Annotated in this window: 20 protein-coding genes; 10 read left to right on the forward strand and 10 right to left on the reverse strand. The window is 65.9% G+C overall.

What is annotated here, in order from left to right:
- The first annotated feature begins 47 nt into the window (after positions 1–47).
- Both OG326_RS36290 and OG326_RS36295 read left to right on the forward strand, forming a co-directional pair.
- Complete coding sequence (locus tag OG326_RS36290; protein WP_327141635.1) at positions 48–464, forward strand: nuclear transport factor 2 family protein; 417 nt, start codon at positions 48–50, stop codon at positions 462–464.
- A 258-nt stretch (positions 465–722) separates the two neighbouring features.
- Positions 723–1,475 (forward strand): dienelactone hydrolase family protein, encoded by a 753-nt coding sequence (locus OG326_RS36295; RefSeq protein ID WP_327141636.1) that lies wholly within the window; start codon positions 723–725, stop codon positions 1,473–1,475.
- Between the two features lie 36 nt (positions 1,476–1,511).
- On the opposite strand, the gene OG326_RS36300 is transcribed toward OG326_RS36295, so the two are convergent.
- Positions 1,512–2,501 carry a helix-turn-helix transcriptional regulator gene (locus tag OG326_RS36300; protein ID WP_327141637.1) on the reverse strand — a complete coding sequence of 330 codons (990 nt, stop codon included), beginning with the start codon at positions 2,499–2,501 and terminating at the stop codon, positions 1,512–1,514.
- A gap of 94 nt (positions 2,502–2,595) precedes the next feature.
- On the opposite strand from OG326_RS36300, the gene OG326_RS36305 reads away from it, so the two are divergent.
- The gene (locus OG326_RS36305) at positions 2,596–3,159 is read left to right on the forward strand and encodes a DinB family protein (protein WP_327141638.1); all 564 of its coding nucleotides are present in this window, start codon (positions 2,596–2,598) and stop codon (positions 3,157–3,159) included.
- A 71-nt stretch (positions 3,160–3,230) separates the two neighbouring features.
- On the opposite strand, the gene OG326_RS36310 is transcribed toward OG326_RS36305, so the two are convergent.
- Complete coding sequence (locus OG326_RS36310; RefSeq protein ID WP_327141639.1) at positions 3,231–4,472, reverse strand: cytochrome P450 family protein; 1,242 nt, start codon at positions 4,470–4,472, stop codon at positions 3,231–3,233.
- 143 nt (positions 4,473–4,615) lie between these two features.
- On the opposite strand from OG326_RS36310, the gene OG326_RS36315 reads away from it, so the two are divergent.
- The gene (locus tag OG326_RS36315; protein WP_327141640.1) at positions 4,616–5,428 is read left to right on the forward strand and encodes an MmyB family transcriptional regulator; all 813 of its coding nucleotides are present in this window, start codon (positions 4,616–4,618) and stop codon (positions 5,426–5,428) included.
- Positions 5,429–5,470: 42 nt separating this feature from the next.
- Positions 5,471–6,412 (forward strand): aldo/keto reductase, encoded by a 942-nt coding sequence (locus OG326_RS36320; RefSeq protein WP_327141641.1) that lies wholly within the window; start codon positions 5,471–5,473, stop codon positions 6,410–6,412.
- On the opposite strand, the gene OG326_RS36325 is transcribed toward OG326_RS36320, so the two are convergent.
- Both OG326_RS36325 and OG326_RS36330 read right to left on the reverse strand, forming a co-directional pair.
- A complete protein-coding gene (locus OG326_RS36325; RefSeq protein WP_327141642.1) occupies positions 6,393–7,994 on the reverse strand; it encodes a DHA2 family efflux MFS transporter permease subunit in 1,602 nt (533 codons plus the stop codon). The genes OG326_RS36320 and OG326_RS36325 overlap by 20 nt on opposite strands.
- On the reverse strand, positions 7,991–8,623 hold the full coding sequence (locus OG326_RS36330; RefSeq protein WP_327141643.1) for a TetR/AcrR family transcriptional regulator: 633 nt from the start codon (positions 8,621–8,623) through the stop codon (positions 7,991–7,993). The genes OG326_RS36325 and OG326_RS36330 overlap by 4 nt, the downstream gene beginning before the upstream one ends.
- A 92-nt stretch (positions 8,624–8,715) precedes the next feature.
- On the opposite strand from OG326_RS36330, the gene OG326_RS36335 reads away from it, so the two are divergent.
- Entirely contained in the window at positions 8,716–9,519 is an 804-nt protein-coding gene (locus OG326_RS36335; protein WP_327141644.1) for an SDR family NAD(P)-dependent oxidoreductase, read from the forward strand.
- A 7-nt stretch (positions 9,520–9,526) separates the two neighbouring features.
- Here OG326_RS36335 and OG326_RS36340 read toward each other — a convergent pair whose 3' ends face one another.
- Both OG326_RS36340 and OG326_RS36345 read right to left on the reverse strand, forming a co-directional pair.
- Positions 9,527–10,486: a DNA polymerase domain-containing protein gene (locus OG326_RS36340; RefSeq protein ID WP_327141645.1), complete on the reverse strand. Its 960-nt coding sequence runs from the start codon at positions 10,484–10,486 to the stop codon at positions 9,527–9,529.
- A gap of 51 nt (positions 10,487–10,537) precedes the next feature.
- Positions 10,538–11,158 carry a TetR/AcrR family transcriptional regulator gene (locus OG326_RS36345; protein ID WP_327141646.1) on the reverse strand — a complete coding sequence of 207 codons (621 nt, stop codon included), beginning with the start codon at positions 11,156–11,158 and terminating at the stop codon, positions 10,538–10,540.
- Between the two features lie 120 nt (positions 11,159–11,278).
- Between OG326_RS36345 and OG326_RS36350 the strand changes: the two genes are divergently transcribed.
- Positions 11,279–11,827, forward strand: a complete 549-nt coding sequence (locus OG326_RS36350) for an SRPBCC family protein (protein ID WP_327141647.1) — start codon at positions 11,279–11,281, stop codon at positions 11,825–11,827.
- On the opposite strand, the gene fabG is transcribed toward OG326_RS36350, so the two are convergent.
- Both fabG and OG326_RS36360 read right to left on the reverse strand, forming a co-directional pair.
- Positions 11,759–12,457 (reverse strand): 3-oxoacyl-ACP reductase FabG, encoded by a 699-nt coding sequence (gene fabG / locus OG326_RS36355; protein WP_327141648.1) that lies wholly within the window; start codon positions 12,455–12,457, stop codon positions 11,759–11,761. The genes OG326_RS36350 and fabG overlap by 69 nt on opposite strands.
- Before the next feature lie 63 nt (positions 12,458–12,520).
- The gene (locus OG326_RS36360; protein WP_327141649.1) at positions 12,521–12,721 is read right to left on the reverse strand and encodes a hypothetical protein; all 201 of its coding nucleotides are present in this window, start codon (positions 12,719–12,721) and stop codon (positions 12,521–12,523) included.
- Positions 12,722–12,866: 145 nt separating this feature from the next.
- On the opposite strand from OG326_RS36360, the gene OG326_RS36365 reads away from it, so the two are divergent.
- The 3 genes from OG326_RS36365 to OG326_RS36375 all read left to right on the forward strand — a co-directional run bounded on the left by OG326_RS36365 (position 12,867) and on the right by OG326_RS36375 (position 15,094).
- A complete protein-coding gene (locus tag OG326_RS36365; RefSeq protein ID WP_327141650.1) occupies positions 12,867–13,556 on the forward strand; it encodes a DUF899 domain-containing protein in 690 nt (229 codons plus the stop codon).
- Between the two features lie 61 nt (positions 13,557–13,617).
- Positions 13,618–13,830 carry a DUF5302 domain-containing protein gene (locus OG326_RS36370; protein WP_327141651.1) on the forward strand — a complete coding sequence of 71 codons (213 nt, stop codon included), beginning with the start codon at positions 13,618–13,620 and terminating at the stop codon, positions 13,828–13,830.
- 112 nt (positions 13,831–13,942) lie between these two features.
- Entirely contained in the window at positions 13,943–15,094 is a 1,152-nt protein-coding gene (locus tag OG326_RS36375) for a serine hydrolase domain-containing protein (protein ID WP_327141652.1), read from the forward strand.
- Between the two features lie 13 nt (positions 15,095–15,107).
- Here OG326_RS36375 and OG326_RS36380 read toward each other — a convergent pair whose 3' ends face one another.
- Complete coding sequence (locus OG326_RS36380) at positions 15,108–15,434, reverse strand: EthD family reductase (RefSeq protein WP_327141653.1); 327 nt, start codon at positions 15,432–15,434, stop codon at positions 15,108–15,110.
- 120 nt (positions 15,435–15,554) lie between these two features.
- Entirely contained in the window at positions 15,555–17,789 is a 2,235-nt protein-coding gene (locus OG326_RS36385; RefSeq protein WP_327141654.1) for an MMPL family transporter, read from the reverse strand.
- Between the last annotated feature and the right edge of the window lie 51 nt (positions 17,790–17,840).

A 17,840-nucleotide genomic window follows, 5' to 3' on the forward strand; every position in this document is an offset into this window, starting at 1 on the left:
ATGTACCGTCCGAAGGACCTATTCAACGAGTTGCATACGAGGTGCCGATGAATTCCTTCCGACAGGCCGTGGAAGCCCGCGACGAGCAGGCCATCGAAGCGCTGCTGGCTGAAAATGTAGTTTTCACCAGCCCGGTAGCCTTCAAGCCGTACCCCGGCAAGGCGATCACCGCGGCCATCCTGCGCGCGGTCATGCGGGTCTTCGAGGACTTCCACTACGTCCGCGAGATCGCCGACAGCAATGGCCGCGACCACGCTCTCGTCTTCGAGGCCACCGTCGCCGGCAAGAAGCTCTCCGGCTGCGACTTCCTGAAATTCGACGAGGAGGGCAAGATCGTCGATTTCACGGTCATGGTCCGCCCCCTCTCCGGCGCCACCGCCCTGGCCGAGGCCATGGGCGCCCAGTTCGAGCAGATCCAGCAGGAAGCCATGGCCCAGATCCAGCGCGAAACCGCTGAGGCATAAGCATTTTCGTGCATGCTTCGCAATGCGGAAGGCCCGGTCCGGCCGGGCCGGGCCTCCGCCGTTCATACCACCTCAACGCCGCCCCGCGGATGACTCTCAGCGATCTCTGCGGTACCGCTCGAGGTCACCGAAGGTCGACCGACTGAAATGTCGATTGTCCTGCACCACCGCTGCGACGGAGACGTGTCGCTCCTCGACGGATGCGAACGTGGGTGTCAGGCTGCTGCTTGGTATCGCATCTACAAGGAGGTAACCGACGTGAGTTCGGTGAACGGCGTGCAGGTGGATGTGCCGACCGCGGATGGTGTCGCGGACGCCTATCTGGCGAGCCCGGCGGATGGGGCGCCCCACCCGGGTGTCCTGATGTTCATGGACGCCATCGGGATTCGCCCGCAGCTCGAGGGCATGGCACGGCGGATCGCCTCGCACGGGTACACCGTCCTGCTGCCGAATCTGTTCTATCGGAGCGGGCGGGCGCCGTTGCTCGAGCTGCCGGAATTCATCGATATGAGCAAGGCCTCGATCTTCTCGGACATCGGGCCGATGATGGCGGCGCTGACGCCGGATCTGGCCATGCAGGACGCGGGGAGCTACCTGGACTGGTTGTCGGCGTCACCGCTGACGAGCGGTGATCGAGTGGGCGTCACCGGTTACTGCATGGGCGGCCGGACGGCTCTGCTCACGGCGGAGCACTTCCCCGACCGGATCGCCGCGGCGGCCGCGTTCCACGCCGGCCGGCTGGCCACCGATCAGCCCGACAGTCCGCATCTGCTCGCCGACCGGATCACCGCAGAACTGTATTTCGGTCATGCGGACCAGGATCCGTCGCTGCCGGCCGAGCAGATCGAGCACCTGAACGAGGCGCTGACCGCCGCCGGAGTGACCTACCGCGCCGAGGTCTACCCCGGTGCGGGCCACGGCTACACCCAGGCCGATACCAGCCGATACGACGAGGCGGGCGACGCCCGGCACTGGCAGGAAATGCTGGCGCTCTTCGACCGCACCCTCTGAATCCGATACCCCGAAAGCCCAAGGCCCACAGTCCGATCAGGGCGTGGGCCTTGCCTCTGTCGTAATACTTCGAGCGGCGGCCTCGTAACGGCGAGCCAGGTGCGCGAAGGCGGTCACGAGTTCGGGCGGGCCGACGATTTCGATATCGGCGTCGAAACTGCCTATGGCAGCGGCCAATCCGGGCCATGACCACGATCCCATCTCGAGCCGGCAGCGGTGCGGGCCGAGCTCTTCGACGATTCCGTCGCGGGTGTACTGCCGGACCACCGCGGCGGGAGCGTCCAGGATCACCTCGCCTCGGCACGGCCAGTCACCGGAACCGTCCGAACCCTGAAACCTGTTGGCGACAAACGCCGCTACGTCTCCGCCGGGCAATTCACGCGGGGTGAAACGGGGACCGGTGGGAGCGCGCGGGCTGATGCGGTCGGCACGAAAGGTGCGCCAGTCTTCTCGATCGAGATCCCAGGCGACGAGGTACCAGCGCTCACCCCAGGTGACGAGGTGATGGGGCTGTACTCGGCGGGGCGGCGCATCGAATTCCGCTGGGGCATAGTCGAAGCGAAGCACTTCACAGGCATCGATCGCGGCACTGAGCGCGAGCAGCACCCCGCTGTCCGCCTGCGGATTCGGCCGGACCGCGGGCCGCGCGACCGCGGTGATGCGCAGCGCGTCGATGCGGTGCCGCAACCGTGCGGGCATGACCTGACGGACGGTGTTCAGCGCGCGGGCCGCGGCTTCCTCGATACCGGCGCCGGTGGTGGTGGCCAGTTGCAGGGCGACGGCCAGCGCGACAGCCTGCTCATCGTCGAACAGCAGCGGCGGCAGTTCCGTCCCCGCGTCCAGCCGGTACCCGCCATCGGGACCCTTCAGCGCCCGGATCGGATAGCCCAGTTCGCGCAGCCGATCGACATCGCGGCGCACCGTGCGCGGACTGATGTCCAGCCGCTCGGCCAGCAGCGCCCCCGGCCAGTCCCGGCGCGCCTGCAGCAGCGAAAGCAGGGAGAGCAGTCGCGCCGAGGTCTTCATATTTCCGATACTGCCACGAGAAGAGGACACACCCTGGCCGCTACCCCTGCGACTGTTGTCCCTGCCAGTCCACGACCGGAAGGACCCCTTCACCATGACCGCAACGATTCTCGACCCCGAGCGCACCGAACTGCTCGCCGAACTCGCGACCGCGCGAGCAGCGCTGATCATCACCACCCGCGACCTGAGCGACGAACAGGCCGGGCAGCGCCCGACCGCCAGCGCGCTGTGCCTGGGCGGGCTGATCAAGCATGTGGCCTCCATCGAAGAGGAGTGGATGCGATTTGCGGTCGAGGGCCCCTCGGCCATGCGGTACGACCTGCCCGAAGGCGTGACCTGGGCCGACCTCGCCTCCGGCGCCGCCCGCGAATTCCCGCAGTGGGCAATCGATCACCAGAACGACTTTCACATGCTGCCCGGTGACACGCTGGCCGGAGTCCTCGAGCGCTACCACCGCATTGCCCAGCGCAGCGCGGAGATCATCGCCACCGTCCCGGATCTGTCGGCGGCGCACCCCCTCCCCGAGGCCCCCTGGAACGAACCGGGCGCGGTGCGCAGCATTCGCCGGGTGCTGATCCACGTCATCGCCGAGACCGCCCAGCATGCCGGGCACGCCGATATCCTCCGCGAAACGCTGGACGGCCAGACCTCCACGTAGCGTCGACTCGTCAAGGACGCGCGCATAACCCCCTTCGTTATGCGCACGTCCTTGACGAGTCGTGCCGGTGGTCAGTTGCCCAGGCGCACCGGAAGCGTGGTGAGGCCGCGGATCACATAGCTGCGGCGCCATTCGGGTTCGGCGCCGGGCGCGAGTTCGAGATCCGGGTAGCGGTCCAGCAGCCGGGCGAGGCCGATGGCGCCGCCCATCCTGGCCAGCGGCGCGCCGACGCAGCGGTGGATGCCGTGGCCGAAGGCGAGGTGCTGATTATCGGTCCGGTCGATGTCGACCTGGTGCGCCTCGGCGAATCGATGCGGGTCGCGGCCTGTAGCCGCCACCGAGATCACAATGAGCTCACCGGCGGGAATGTCGATGCCCGCCACGGTGATCGGAGCCGTCGTATACCGGAATGTCGTCTCGCTGGTCGGCGACCGGTACCGCAGCACCTCCTCGATGAAGTCGGGAATCCGGCCGGAATCCTCGCGCAGCGTCTCGCGAGACTTGTTGTCGGTCAACAGCGTTGCAACCGCATTCCCGATGAGGTGGGCGGTCGTCTCGAATCCGGCGACCAGCAGCAGGAACACCATGCTGATCAGTTCCCGATGGGTGAGCCGGTCCTCGCCCTCCTCCGCGGTGAGCAGCTCGGACAGCAGATCCGCCTCGGGCGCAGCGGTTTTCGCATTGACGAGCTGGTCGATGTAGACGACGAACTCCTGCACCGCCGCCATGCGCACATCATTGGGATGGTCGCTCGAGACCAGCATGGTCGACCAGGTCCGGAAATTGTCACGGTCCCGGTCGGGCACACCGAGCAGCTCACAGATGACCGTCACCGCGAGCGGAACCGCGTAGTCCTCCAGCAGATCCCGGTCGGCCGCGCCGGTCGCCAGCTCGGCGAGCAGGGCATCGGCGACCGCCGTGATGCGGGGCTCGAGCACGCTGATCGCCCGGCTGCCGAACGCCCGGTTGACCACCACGCGCAGCCGGGTGTGCTCCGGCGGGTCGTAGAACACCAGCATGTCCTTGAACATGCTGTTCGCCAGATTATTGCCACCGCCATTGGCAGCCAGCGCCGTTCGCGCACCGGGAGACTTCAGGACCTTGCTGATCGCCGGTTCCATGAACGCCGCCTTGGCCGCGTCGTAATCGGTGATCAGCCAGCCGGTGCTGGCATCGGGGAACCGGACGTAGTTCACCGGCCCCCGGGTGCGCAACTGGTCGTACGCCGCATGCGGGTCCTGGTAGAAATCGGCGGTCAGCTCGAAGGGCTCGGTCGCCAATCCGCCTGCGGCAGACACAGTCTCGTATCCCATGTCCGTGGACACTAGCAGCGGAATTCTGCCGCCGCCCGGCCGGAACCACCCCCGCCACAATATGCACTGACAGTGCATACGATACTGGCGGCGGGCGCAGTCAGTCCGGACGGCCGATAGCAGAACAGGACATCTCTAGCACGATGCGTGACCCCGAAAACTCCACGCTGGGGCAATATCTCACCTTCCTGCGGCAGCGTGAGGAGCGGCAGCGACACGAGACGGGCGCCCTGCCCCCGACCAAGAAATTCAGCCGGGAGCGGGCGGCCAACGAAGCCCACATCACCGCCAGCTACCTGACCAAGGTCGAGCGGGACGAGGTCGGACAGGTCTCCGTCGAAATCCTGCGGCTGCTGACCGAGACGTACCACGCCAGCGAGGACGAATGGCGATACGTCTGCGATCTGGCCGGCCATGCCGCGCCCTATCCGGCGCTGCCCGGGATGAACGAGACGCTGGACCTGCCGACCATGGAGCAGTTCCACAGCGCGGTGACCTCGATGATGCTGACCGAAATGGACGAGGCCGACAGCGACCTGCTGTCCTTCTACACTCCGCAGCGCCGCCTGATCGCCGCCAATCGCGCCTACTACGAGACCTTTCCGACCCATGAGCCCGGCATCTACATGCTCGAATGGTCCTTCTCCGACGAGGCCAAGCAGCTCATGCTCAATTGGGACGATCAGGTGGATCAGGGTGTGGCCTGGCACCGCGGCATTATCGGCCGCTACGGCCAGACCACCTGGGCGCAGGAATCGCATCGCCGGCTGTGGCAGTTCGCCGACTTCCGGCACAAGTGGGACGAGCAGCAGGTGAGCTACGCGCGCCCGATCGTCTCCGAATCACTGCTGGCGGTGCGCGGCGGCCGCTACACCATGGTCATGGAGAACTGGTTGCTGCAGCACAATCTCCCCATCATGCGCTCGCGCGGGCGGCTGCAACCGCTGCCCGAGTGACGCTGCGAGCCTGCGGGCGCGGCAGCGACTAGGTTGGTCGGCATGGCACTTCTGGGAACGACCGACCTGGATATCTATCCGCTGTGCTTGGGCGGGAACGTGTTCGGCTGGACCGCTGATCGGGAGCAATCCTTCGCGGTACTGGACGCGTTCGCCGCGGCGGGCGGCAATCTCATCGATACCGCCGATGCCTATACCGCCTGGGTTCCGGGCAATTCGGGCGGTGAATCCGAGAGCATCATCGGCGAGTGGCTGGAGAGTCGCGGCAACCGCGATGCGGTGTTCATTGCCACCAAGGTCGCCAAATGGAGTGGGCGCCCCGGGCTGGGCGCCGCCAATATCCGCGCGGCCGTGGAGGATTCACTGCGGCGGCTGCGCACCGACCACATCGACGTGTACTACGCCCACCACGACGACGCCGAGGTCCCGCTCGCCGAAACCCTGGGCGCGTTCGACGAACTGGTGCGGGCGGGCAAGGTGCGGTACCTGGGCGCCTCGCAGTACACCGCACCACGACTGGCCGAGGCGCTGGCCGTTTCCGACCGCGAGGGCCTGGCCCGCTACCAGGTCGTGCAGCCGGGGTACAACCTGATGGATCGCACGGTGTACGAGGGCGAACTCGCCGAGCTGTGCGTCAGCGAAAAGCTGGCCGTACTGCCCTATTACGGGCTGGCCAAGGGCTTCCTTACCGGGAAATACCGGCCCGGCGCCGACGAATCCGGCGCGCCGAGCCCACGGGCGGCGGGCGCTCGCGCCTACCTGGACGAGCGCGGCATCCGCGTGCTGGACGCCCTCGACGGGGTCGCCGCCGCGCACGATGTCCCGGTCGCCGCCGTGGCACTCGCCTGGCTGCGCGCCCAGCCCGCCGTGGCCGCGCCGATCGCCAGCGCCCGCACACCCGATCAGCTGCGGGCGCTGCTCGCCTCCGCCGAGCTCACGCTGGACGGAGACGAGATCGAACTACTCAGCTCGGCGTCGAAATAGCCTGTGGCGCAGGCGCATCCTCTTCCATGACGGCTTCGCCACGGGCCACCATGCCGGCCTGATCCGACAGCGTCAGCTGCGGAATGAACAGGGCGAGCACGAAGGCGATGATCGCGCCCGGAATCAGATACCAGAACCCCGGGACCAGCGCCTGCACATAGGCATCGACAATGGCATCGTGCAGACCGGTGGGCAGATGCTTGACCACCGTCGGCACCAGATTGCTCGGATCCAGGTGCGAGCCGATCACCTCCGCGCCGTGTGAGCGGAAGGCGTCGGTGAGCCCCTCGGTCAGCCGGTGCGTGAAGATCGAGCCGAAGACCGCGACGCCGATCGCACCGCCCATCTCGCGGAAATAGTTGTTGGCGCTGGTCGCGGTGCCGATCTGATCCGGCGCCACCGCGTTCTGCACCACCAGCACGATGATCTGCATGATCAGGCCCAGACCCGCGCCCATGGTGAAGAGCATGCCGCCGATGACCCACATCGAGGTGTGCGCGTTCAGCCCGGTCAGCCACAGCAGGCTGGCGAGGATGATCAGCGCTCCCACGGGCGGATACACCCGGTAGCGACCGGTTTTGGTGATTACCGCCATCGAGGCGATCAGGGTCGCCATCATGCCGACCATCATCGGGATCAACAGCAGGCCCGAGACCGCGGCGGTGGTGCCGGTGGCCATCTGCAGGTACGTCGGCAGGAAACCGAGCGCCGCGAACATGACCAGACCGAGAATCAGGCCGATCGCCGAGGTCAGCACAAAGGTGCGATTGCGGAACAGCCACAGCGGCAGCATCGGCTCCTCGGCCCGCGCCTCCACAATGATGAATGCCGCGACCGCGAGGACCAGCGCCACGATCATCGAAATGATCACCGCCGAACCCCATGCGTACTGCTTACCGCCCCAATCGGTGATCAGGATCAGCAGTGCGGTGGAGGACGACATCAGCACCACACCGAGGTAATCGGGCCGGGTCGTCGGCCGGTGGCTGGGGATCGACAGATAGCGGAAGGCGATGACCAGCGCCGCGAGCCCGATCGGCACATTCAGCCAGAAGCACCAGCGCCAGCTGAGATCGTCGGCGAAGAAGCCGCCGAGCAGCGGTCCGGCCACCGAGGTGATGCCGAAGATGGCGCCCATCGGGGCCATGTACTTACCGCGATCCTTCGCGGGGACCACATCGGCGATGATGGCCTGCGCCAAGATCATCAGACCGCCGCCGCCGACACCCTGCAGCCCGCGGAAGGTGACGAACTCCCAGAAGCCGGTGGCCGCCGCGGCGCCGATGGACGCGGCGGTGAAGACCGCGATCGCGAACAGGAACAGCCAGCGCCTGCCGAACAGGTCACCGAACTTTCCGTAGATCGGCATGACGATGGTGGTCGCCAGCAGGTATGCCGTTGTGGTCCAAGCCATCTGGGAGATGCCGCCGAGATCACCGACGATGGTGGGCATGGCGGTGCCCACGATCGTCTGGTCCAGGCTGGCCAGGAACATCCCCGCGATGAGCGCCGAGAAGATGAGCCAGATCCGTTTCTGGGTAAGGACAATCGGGGTCGGCGGCGCAGCAGCCGTCGCGGTCATCTCGTTCTCCTGTCTTCGGGCCGTAGGAACAGCCGAGCAGCCATAACGGATTGATCGTGTAGAGCATCGGCCAGCGATCTGGTCGGATCGGCGGCCATCGACATGGCGGCTCTCGTGGTGAGAGTCGACATGAGTCCCGCTGTGAGCGAAGCGAATTCGGGCGGCACCGCACTACCCATCCGCGCGGTCAGCAGTTCGCCGAGCGCCGCCTCGTGCCGGGCGCCGGCGGCGACGAAGCCCGCCAGCACCCTGGGCTCGAGGGTGATGAGCTGGGTGATCAGCGAAATACCCTCGCGCGCTTCGTCTTCCGGCTCATACGCGGAGGCGTACAACGCCGTCAGATCATCGATCAGCACACCGCTGGGCCCACCGGCGACAAACTCCTCCTGCGATCGAAGCGTGCCGATATCGCTGACCGGTCCCACCACCGCATCCATCTTCGTCTCGTAGTAGTTGAAGAAGGTGCGCGGCGAAACCCCCACCGCGTGCGCTACATCCTCCACTGTCATGGCATCGAGCCCCCGCTCGACCGCCAATCGCCGCGCGGCCAGGCACAGTTCCAGCCGGGTCCGCCGCTTCTTCTGCTCCCGCAGACCGATCGGCGCCTCGCCATGTTCTACTGGGGACATGCCGAAAATTTAGCATAAACTGCAATATTTCAGAAACTGCAATTATTGGCGCTGGCATACAGTGGCTCGACAGCACCCTAGGAGTAATCGATATGTCAGATCTGCAGGGCCGCACGGTGGTCGTCACCGGAGCGAGCTCGGGCATCGGCGCCGCCGCCGTCGCCCGCTTCGCCGAACTCGGCGCCACGGTCGTGGTCGTCGGCCGCTCGCCGGAAAAGACTCGCGCCGTAGCCGATTCGATCAAGGCCGAGTACCACACCGCCGACTTCAGCCGGCTCGACGACGTTCGTGAACTGGCGGAGAAACTACGCGATCGGCGGATCGACGTGCTGGCCAATAATGCCGGCGGCGTCTTCTCCGGCCGCCGCCTCACCCCCGACGGCCACGAAATGACCTTCCAGGTCAACTATCTCGCGCCGTTCCTGCTGACCAACCTGCTGCTGCCGTCCCTGTCCGAAGCGCAGGTGATCAATACCGGCAGCATCGCCTACCGGTTCGCCACCCTGGATCTGAACAATCTGGACGGGCTCGGCGGCCAACGGGCTTACGGCGCAGCCAAACTCGCGGTGCTGCTGTTCACCCGCGAACTGGCGCGCCGGGAGGAGAAGCTCACCGCCACCGCCTTCCACCCCGGCGGCACGGCCACCGAGGTGATGCGCGAGGACTCGATCCTCGGACCCCTCATGCGCGTCGGCCGCTACTTCCTTCCGAGCGCCGAGAAGGGCGCGGCCCCGCTGATCGAACTGGCCACCGTCGCCGATCCGGAGTCGATCAACGGCGCCTACTTCAATAAGCACCGCCGCCAGGAACCCACCCATAAGCAGGTCACGGATCCGGCTGTCGGCGAACAACTCTGGGATATTTCGGCCCGGCTCACCGGTCTGCCCGCCAGCTAGGACCGGCTCAGGTGTCGCGGCGGGCGCGGGCGCGGCGCTTGCCCTCGTGCATGGCCTGCACCCGCGCCACCGGGATGGTGTGACCCTCCGCGATCAGGTCGGCGGGCAGGGTCTGCGGCGGCGGCATGAGCTCCGCCCACGGGTCGCGATCGCCGAGTTCCTTTGCGGCAGTGCGGATCGTGAAGTCGCGCGGATGGATATCGGGGAGATCGGCCCAGCGCACCGGGAACGACACCGTCGCGCCGGGCCGGATCCGCGGACTGTAGGCGGCGGCCACCGTCGCGCCGCCCGCACGGGTGGAGTCGAGAAAGACCTTGCCGCCGCGGTCTTCTCGAATGAAGGCCGTGGTGGCCAGCGCCGGATCCAGCCGTTCGGCGCGGGCCGCGATGGCGCGGGTGGCGGCCGCCGCATCCTCGATGCCCACCTGTTCGACGGGCACGAAAATGTGCACGCCCTTGGAGCCGCTGGTCTTCACCGCACCCGCGAGCCCATCGGCGGTCAGCGCCTGATGAATCAGCTCGGCGGCGGCCACCACCTGCTGGAACGGCTGATCGGGCGCGGGATCGATATCGAGCACGAGATGCGTTGGGCCACCGGAGTAATCGATCAGATTCTCGGCCATCAGCAGCGTCACGTGATACTCGACCGCACGCTGATTGCCGAACCACAACAGCGTCCGCACATCATCACACAGCGCATACGACACTTCACGTTTCGAACTCCCCGCCCACACCGACACCCGATTCACCCACTCGGGCGTGTACTTCGGCAGATTCTTCTGCATGAACGGCTCCTGCCCCGGCCGCACCCGCACCACCGACAGCGGCCGCCCCCGCACCACCCGAACCAGCCGCTCCCCCACCGCCTCCAAATAGTCGATGAGCTCACCCTTGGTCGCATCGGCACCGTCGAACAGCGCACTGTCGAGACTGCTCAACTTCAGCCCGTCACGCACCCCATCACCCATCGGCCCACCATGCGCCCGATCCCGGACCCCGTCAACCACCACCGCGGTTCTTCACCCTGAGTTGGTGGTCCCTGTCATCAGGTCGTAGCAGTAGTCCACCCACGAGGTGATGAAGCGGGTCTCGTCGACGCCGAGCGGCGGTTGGCCGTAGGTCCACTGCGAATGCCTGTAGTTGAATACCGCGCCGATCATGATGGCCGCGGAGGCCTGCGGATCGTGGGACGGACGGCTCATCTCCCCCGCCCACCTCCCGGTGAACTCGACGGCGGCCAGATGCGCGGCATCTACGAGATGGACTCGGCAGCGGTCGCGCAGTTCGGGAAATCGGTCGCCGTCCCGCTCGACGACTCGGAACAGGTCTCGCTGCTGATCGATGGCACCGAGCAGCCAACGGCACACCAATGTCAGCTCGGAGCGTAGATCGCCGAGGGGTAGGAGCCCGAGCACTGCCGCCTGACCCCGCTCGGTTTCACCGATCTGACTGTCGACGGCGGCCGCGAGAACCTCCTCCTTCGAGGGGAAGTGCCGGTAGAAGCCGCCGCCCCGGGGCGCCAGCCCGGCCTCGCCCTCGATATCGCCGACGGTGGTACCCGCGAAACCCCTGTCCGCGAACAGTTTCAGCGCCGAACGCATGAGCCGCTCCCGCGTCGAGCCGCTGGCCTCAGGTGTCATCCGGTCATTATCACTCGGCCCGAGGGAACCGCAGTCGCAGGCATTGACCATGCCATCAAGTGATTACTAGAATCATCCTTCGATGGCATCTTCTGCATTTCACCAGGCAAGAGGGAAGCAATGACGAAGAAGAACCTCACCGCGACCATCGATATCGACGCCACACCGGAGCAGGTCTGGAGCATCGTCTCGCACCTGGAACGCATGCCCGAGTGGAGCGCGCAATGCCGCCTGATGCTCCCCCTGGGCGCCCTTCGCGAAGGCAGTCACACCCTGAATATGAATCGGCAGGGTTGGAAGTACTGGCCCACCGCATCCCGCATCGAACGCTACGAACCCCACCGGGCCATAGCATTCCGGACCCTGACCAACCGCAGCGTCTGGTCCTTCGAAATCGCCCCCACCCCAACAGGTTCCCGGCTGACCCACCGCCGCACCATCCCCCCGGCAGGCACGACCTGGATCTCCCGCACCATAGTCGAACACGCCCTGGGCGGCGAAGACCCCTTCGACCTGGAAATGGCCGAGGGCATGACCGCCACCCTGTCAAAAATCAAGTCCGCAATCGAACACCCCGATGCGAACCGAAACCCGAACGAATCAGTGCCCCATGCCGATACCACCATCCACATTGATCACAGTGCCGGTGATGTAAGCAGCACCGGGTGAAAGAAGGAATGCGGTAGTGGCCGCGACCTCCTCGGGCTTGCCGAACCGGCCGAGGGGGATGGCGGCCAGGGCGGTCGCGACAACCTTCTCGCTGACCCCGGCCGCCATATCCGTCTCGGTGAAGCCGGGAGCGATGACGTTGGAGGTGATTCCGCGCGAACCCAATTCGCGGGCCAGCGACCGCGCGATGCCCACGACACCGGCCTTGGCCGCGGTGTAGTTGACCTGTCCCGGCATCCCCGACAGCCCCGAAGCCGACCCGATGATGACAATGCGCCCGGCCCGGTGTTTGACCATATTCCGGGTGGCGCGCTTCACCACCCGGAACACCCCGGTGAGGTTGGTATCGATCACCCGGCCGAACTGCGCACTGCTCATCCGCAGGATCAGGGTGTCATCGGTGATCCCCGCATTGGCGACCACCGCCTGCACCGGCCCGTCCTCGGTCTCGATGTGCGTGAACGCGGCATCCACCGAATCATCGTCGGTGACATCGCATTCCACCCCACGCACCCCCTCGGGCACAGCGGCGCCGCGATGTGTCCCCCACACCGTATGCCCCTCGCTGACAAGGTGGGCCGCGATCGCGGCCCCGATCCCACGGTTGGCTCCGGTGACGAGAACACGCACGGCTGGACCTCCAAAAGCGCTGAAACCATTAGATTTTCGCGCTGAATCCTGCCATCCCGGCGGTTACAACCGGCGGCGGCCCCACTTCCGCGACCGCAATCCGCCGCCCTGCGACTGGATGCGGGAGCTGAATCCCCCGTGGTGGAGGGATAGGGCCAGCAGGCCGGCGATGACGAGAGCCACCACTCCGATGGTCGTGGCCCACTTCACGAGTTCGATCAACAGGGCGATGGCGAAAAGTACTGCGGCGACAATGGCGAACATAGTCGGGAGATACCCACAATCCGGCGGTTGCACCAGGCGTTCGGGGATGTCTCCGATCCGGTCGGCGGGGACCGATTAATTCGGTGAGTGGGCGGTGTCTGTATCTACGAGCCCGCAATGTGTGAGCACGGTCTGGGAGGACCCTATGAGCACCAAAGCACTGCCACCTGTGGTCGACGCCGATACCTGGCGGCGTGAACTCGACGCGCTGCGCGTCCGGGAGAAGGCCGCGACTCGGGAGCTCGATGCGATCGCCGCGCAGCGACGCCGACTGCCGATGGTCGAGATGCCCGATTACACCCTCGAGGGCGCGGACGGACCGGTCCGGCTCGTGGAGATCTTCGGCGATAAGCCGCAGCTGATCGTCTACAACCACATGTGGTTCCCGGGCGAGGAGTGGCAGTGCCCCGGCTGCACCGGATTGACCTCGCAGTACACGCGATTGGAGTTCCTGGACAATTACGACGCCCGGTTCGTCATCGTCACCCAGGGGCCGATCGACGAGGCGCTCGCCTACAAGCGGCGGGTCGGGAACAAGATGACCTGGTACTCCACGGCGAACAGTTCCTTCGGCAGCGATATCGACGCACCGCCCGGCGGCGGATTCGGCGTCAATGTCTTCCTCCGCGACGGCGATACCGTCTACCGCACCTGGCACACCAACGGCCGCGGCACCGAACAACTCAGCCACACCTTCCCCCTGATCGATCTGCTCCCGTACGGCCGGCAGGAGGTCTGGCAGGACTCCCCCGACGGCTGGCCGCAGTCCCCCACCTACAGCCGCTGGGGCGGTTCCAAGGAGATCGCCGCAGCGTACGGCGAATCCGGCGCCTGAATCGGCCGCGATCGGCGCACACCAGCTACTGTCCGGCGGCCGGAAGTGGCAGGCTGGGCCCATGGCCGATGAACAAGAAGTCCCAGCCGAACAGCTAGCGGACGAAGCGACCGAATCGCCGGAAGCGGCGACCAAGCGGAAGTTCCGCGAAGCCCTCGAACGGAAGAACGGCCACGCCTCAGCCGGCGGAGCCGCTCAGAACGCCGCAAAGGTACGCGGCACGCACGCCCAGGCGGGCGGTAAGCGCACCTTCCGCCGCCGCGCGGGAGGCTAGCAATAGGACGAAGGCCCGGTCCGGCAGGACCGGGCCTTTTTTCGTGTCCGACACCGGCGTAGATTCCGATACACGCTGCTCAGGCCGTTTCATAGACGAAGGGCTTGCGGTAATGGCTATGTGGAATCGATGCCGAGCGGGTGCGGCGCTGATCGCACTCACCATGATCATCACTGCCTGCGGGTCGGATCGGGACTCGAGTTCACCCGAATCCGCCGCTCCCTCACCGCAGGCCGCCCAGATCACCGATATCGTGCGCACCAAACTGGCCCAACTCGATCTCAGCGCAGCGGTTTTCGGTGTGTGGCGCGATAAGGAACCGGTCGTCATAGGCGCGGTGGGCGATTCCCCCCTCGGCGTCCCCGCCACCCCCGATATGCAGCTGCGGGTGGGCCAGCCGATGGAGCCGATGCTCTCCACCGTGCTGTTTCACCTGGACGAAGCCGGTGTGCTGAAAATGGACGAGCCCATCGCCCGATGGCTGCCGAACTTCCCCCGCGCCGACCGCATCACCCCGCGCATGCTCGCCGACAGCACCTCCGGAATCTCCGACTACGTCACCGATCCCGACTTCCTGAAACGCTTCGGCGACAACCCATTCCACACCTGGACCGCCCAGGAACTACTCGACCTGGCCAATGCCCGCCCACCGCTGTTCGACCCCGGAACCAGCTTCGCCTACGCCCACAGCGACCTGGTTCTGCTCGGCGAGGTACTGCAGAAGGCCAGCGGAAAATCCCTGGGCGACTTGATCTCCCAGTACATCCTGAATCCGCTCGGCATGAAGCAGTCCACAGTGGTGCTCGACGCCCGGATCGACGAGCCGATCCTGCACGGCTACACCGACGAGCGAAAGATCTTCGAAGACGCCACCTTCTGGAACCCGACCGCATTCCTGCACAGCGGCAATATGAACTCCACCCTCACCGACGTCGGCCGCTGGGTCCGCGCCCTCGGCAAGGGAGAACTGCTCTCCCCCAGCCAATTCCAGCAGATGATGGCCCCCTCCACCGCCGGCCTCGGCCCCCTCACCACCGCGAAGTACTTCGCCTTCGGCGTCCCCCACCTGGCCGACTGGCTCTTCATGAACCCGGCCTACGGCGGCTACAACGGCGTCGCCTTCTACGACACCGAAACCGCCACCACCATCGTCGTCTACGCCACCCTCGGCCCCACCGCGGACGCCGACAAGAACAACGCCCTCCCGATCGGCGCCGCCATCGCCACCCTCCTCGTCCCCAACCGCCCGCCCCCCACTCCGTGAGCCCAGCCCGAAGCTATGCCTCGTCGAGCTGGACAACCATGCTGCGGATGGTCGAGTACCCGGCGAGGATGGAAACATCGGCGGCACACTGCTGCCCGATCTCGGAGTCGAATGCCGCACCGAGCGCGGCCATATCATCCCAATCGAGCATGCCGACAAGGTAATACGGCTCACCGATGACCGGCCGCGCATCCTTGCTGACCGTATAGCGGCGCAGGCCGGGCAGCTGTTTGGCGAGCGGGATATGGACATCCCAGTAGTGGCGTTCGAAGGCCTCGACGTCGGCGGGCAGGTCGTACATGACCACGAATCGTGCAAGCGGCTTGGGCTGGGTACTCATCTGTCGAACTCCTGAGATTGCGGATCTGCCGGTCGAGCCGAAGGGACGGCTCGCTAGTACCGACGAACACCGCTCCGCCGGATCGACAAGATCGCAGAATCGAATGGAGTGATTCGGTGACTACCGGAGTTGCATGCTCGCCGAATCGGTGGCCCGGATGGCCTCGGCGAGGTCGATGATGTCGCCGGCGGGCCGTTCATCGTCGAGGATGGGTTCGCCCAGACCGATCTTCTGCTGGATCTTCTTCATCCACTTCGGCGCCCACCAGCAGTCGTCGCCCAGCAGTTTCATCGTCGCCGGCACCAGCAGCATGCGCAGCACGGTGGCGTCGATGAGCAGTGCGGCGATCATCCCGTACGCGATGTACTGCATCAACACCAGATCCGAGAAGGCGAAGGCGCCGGTGACCACGAGCAGGATGAGCGCCGCCGCGGTGATGATGCGACCGGTATGCGCGGTCCCGATGCGGATCGCCTCGGAGGTGGAGGCGCCCTTCGCGCGGGCTTCGACCATTCGCGACAACAGGAAGACCTCGTAGTCGGTGGACAGGCCGTAGATGAGGGCGATGATCAGCACCAGCACATTCGCCTGGATCGGCTGCGGCGTGAAATTCAGCAGCCCGGCGCCGTGACCGTCGATGAAGATCCAGGTCAGAATGCCCAGGGTCGAACCGAGCCCGAGCGCGCTCATGATCGCCGCCTTGATCGGCAGAATCAGCGAGCCGAAGGTCAGGAACATCAGCAGCGTCGTGACAAGCAGCACCAGTCCGATCATCAACGGCAACCGGCTCTCCAGCGCGTCCAGACTGTCCTTCTGAACAGCCGGCACCCCGCCGACGAGCATGCTCACCCCGTCGGTAGTCCGGATCGACCGCAGGTAGTCGATGGTGGCATCGGCGTGGTCGGAGTCCGTCAGCAGCGCGTGGGTCCGGTAGATATCCGGCTGTGTGGCGGATCGCTGTGGCACATCGAACTTCCCGGAAAGCCCCGGCGCCTCGTTCGCCCGCTGCCAGACCGCGCCCACCGTGGTGCTGTCGGCGGCGGCGAAGACCAATTCGATCGGATCGGACCTGCGCCCCGGGAACGCCGCGTCGATCTGCTGCTGCGCGAGCCGAGTTGTGTTGTTCGGCGGCAGGTATCGCTCACTGAATCCGCCGAAGGCCAGATTGTGCACCGGCAGGATCAACAGCAGTAGTCCGATGAACAGGGCGCCACCGACCTTCACCGGACGCCGCATGACCCAGCGCGCGGTCCTGCCCCAGAAGCCGTTCTCGACCTCCGCCGCGGTCCTGGTCTTGCGTAACCGCTTGATACCCAGCATGTCCACGCGCCGGCCGAGCACGGCCAGCAGCGCGGGCAGCACCGTGATCGCAGTCAGCGCCGCCAGCGATACGGCCGAAATCGCGCCGTAGGCAATCGATTTGAGAAAACCCTGCGGGAAGAGCAGCATGCCGCCGGCACTGGCGACGATCATGGTCGCGGAGAACACCACGGTGCGCCCGGCCGTCATCACCGTCCGCCGCACCGCCGCCGGTGTGTCGTACCCCTCGGCGAGCTCCTCCCGGAAACGGCTGACGATGAACAGCCCGTAATCGATGGCCAAACCCAGGCCGATCATCGAAACAACCGGCGCGACAAACGAATTGATATCGGTGTAGTCGGTCAGCAGCCGAATGATGCCGTTCGCGCCGATCATCGTCAGCCCGCCCACGATCAATGGCAGCGCCGCCGCCACCACACCGCCGAAGATGATGAACAGCAGCACCGCCACCAGCGGAAACGCAAGAACCTCCATGCGCTTGATGTCATCGGACATGGTGTCGTTGAGCGTCACCGCGACCGGCTTCAAACCACCGACCTGCACCACCACACCGGGGATCTCGAAGACGTCCTTGACCCGGCGGTAGTTGTCGAGCATCGCATTGTCGCTCTCACCGCGGATCGCGATCGACGCCAAGGCCTGCTTTCTGTCGGGAGTGGCGAGTTGCGATCCACTGGCCCTACCGGTTTCGGTCGGCCAGTACGCGCCGTTGATGCCGGCGATCTGCCCGGGATACAGGCGCGGCAGACTGTTGAGGTCATCGACGATCGTGCGACTGAACTCGGGATCGTCGACGGTCTTTCCAGGCGGCGCGGTGTAGAGCACAACCACATCGACATCGTGGTTCTGCGGGAACGAAGCAGCGGCCAGTCGCGCGGCCTGCGCTGATTCCGAGCTGACGTCGTCGAGTCCGCCGGAACTGAGATGACTCGCCAGTCCGAGGCCGTACGCACCCAGCGCCAGCAATCCGGCCACGACAGTACCGAGCACAGCGAACCGTAGTCGGTACACGAGGTTGCCCCAGCGCGTGAACAACTATGCCCCGCCAATCATCCAGAGGCCGCGCATCCAGTCCGCTGTAGCCCG

The sequence above is a fragment of the Nocardia sp. NBC_01327 genome (assembly GCF_035958815.1).
Taxonomy (GTDB): Bacteria; Actinomycetota; Actinomycetes; order Mycobacteriales; family Mycobacteriaceae; genus Nocardia.

Coding starts and splice junctions, on each gene's coding strand:
- OG326_RS36290 (WP_327141635.1), top strand. CDS start 48: ATGAATTCCTTCCGACAGGCCGTGGAAGCCCGCGACGAGCAGGCCATC.
- OG326_RS36300 (WP_327141637.1), bottom strand. CDS start 2,501: ATGAAGACCTCGGCGCGACTGCTCTCCCTGCTTTCGCTGCTGCAGGCG.
- OG326_RS36305 (WP_327141638.1), top strand. CDS start 2,596: ATGACCGCAACGATTCTCGACCCCGAGCGCACCGAACTGCTCGCCGAA.
- OG326_RS36310 (WP_327141639.1), bottom strand. CDS start 4,472: ATGGGATACGAGACTGTGTCTGCCGCAGGCGGATTGGCGACCGAGCCC.
- OG326_RS36315 (WP_327141640.1), top strand. CDS start 4,616: ATGCGTGACCCCGAAAACTCCACGCTGGGGCAATATCTCACCTTCCTG.
- OG326_RS36320 (WP_327141641.1), top strand. CDS start 5,471: ATGGCACTTCTGGGAACGACCGACCTGGATATCTATCCGCTGTGCTTG.
- OG326_RS36325 (WP_327141642.1), bottom strand. CDS start 7,994: ATGACCGCGACGGCTGCTGCGCCGCCGACCCCGATTGTCCTTACCCAG.
- OG326_RS36330 (WP_327141643.1), bottom strand. CDS start 8,623: ATGTCCCCAGTAGAACATGGCGAGGCGCCGATCGGTCTGCGGGAGCAG.
- OG326_RS36335 (WP_327141644.1), top strand. CDS start 8,716: ATGTCAGATCTGCAGGGCCGCACGGTGGTCGTCACCGGAGCGAGCTCG.
- OG326_RS36340 (WP_327141645.1), bottom strand. CDS start 10,486: ATGGGTGATGGGGTGCGTGACGGGCTGAAGTTGAGCAGTCTCGACAGT.
- OG326_RS36345 (WP_327141646.1), bottom strand. CDS start 11,158: ATGACACCTGAGGCCAGCGGCTCGACGCGGGAGCGGCTCATGCGTTCG.
- OG326_RS36350 (WP_327141647.1), top strand. CDS start 11,279: ATGACGAAGAAGAACCTCACCGCGACCATCGATATCGACGCCACACCG.
- OG326_RS36360 (WP_327141649.1), bottom strand. CDS start 12,721: ATGTTCGCCATTGTCGCCGCAGTACTTTTCGCCATCGCCCTGTTGATC.
- OG326_RS36365 (WP_327141650.1), top strand. CDS start 12,867: ATGAGCACCAAAGCACTGCCACCTGTGGTCGACGCCGATACCTGGCGG.
- OG326_RS36370 (WP_327141651.1), top strand. CDS start 13,618: ATGGCCGATGAACAAGAAGTCCCAGCCGAACAGCTAGCGGACGAAGCG.
- OG326_RS36375 (WP_327141652.1), top strand. CDS start 13,943: ATGGCTATGTGGAATCGATGCCGAGCGGGTGCGGCGCTGATCGCACTC.
- OG326_RS36380 (WP_327141653.1), bottom strand. CDS start 15,434: ATGAGTACCCAGCCCAAGCCGCTTGCACGATTCGTGGTCATGTACGAC.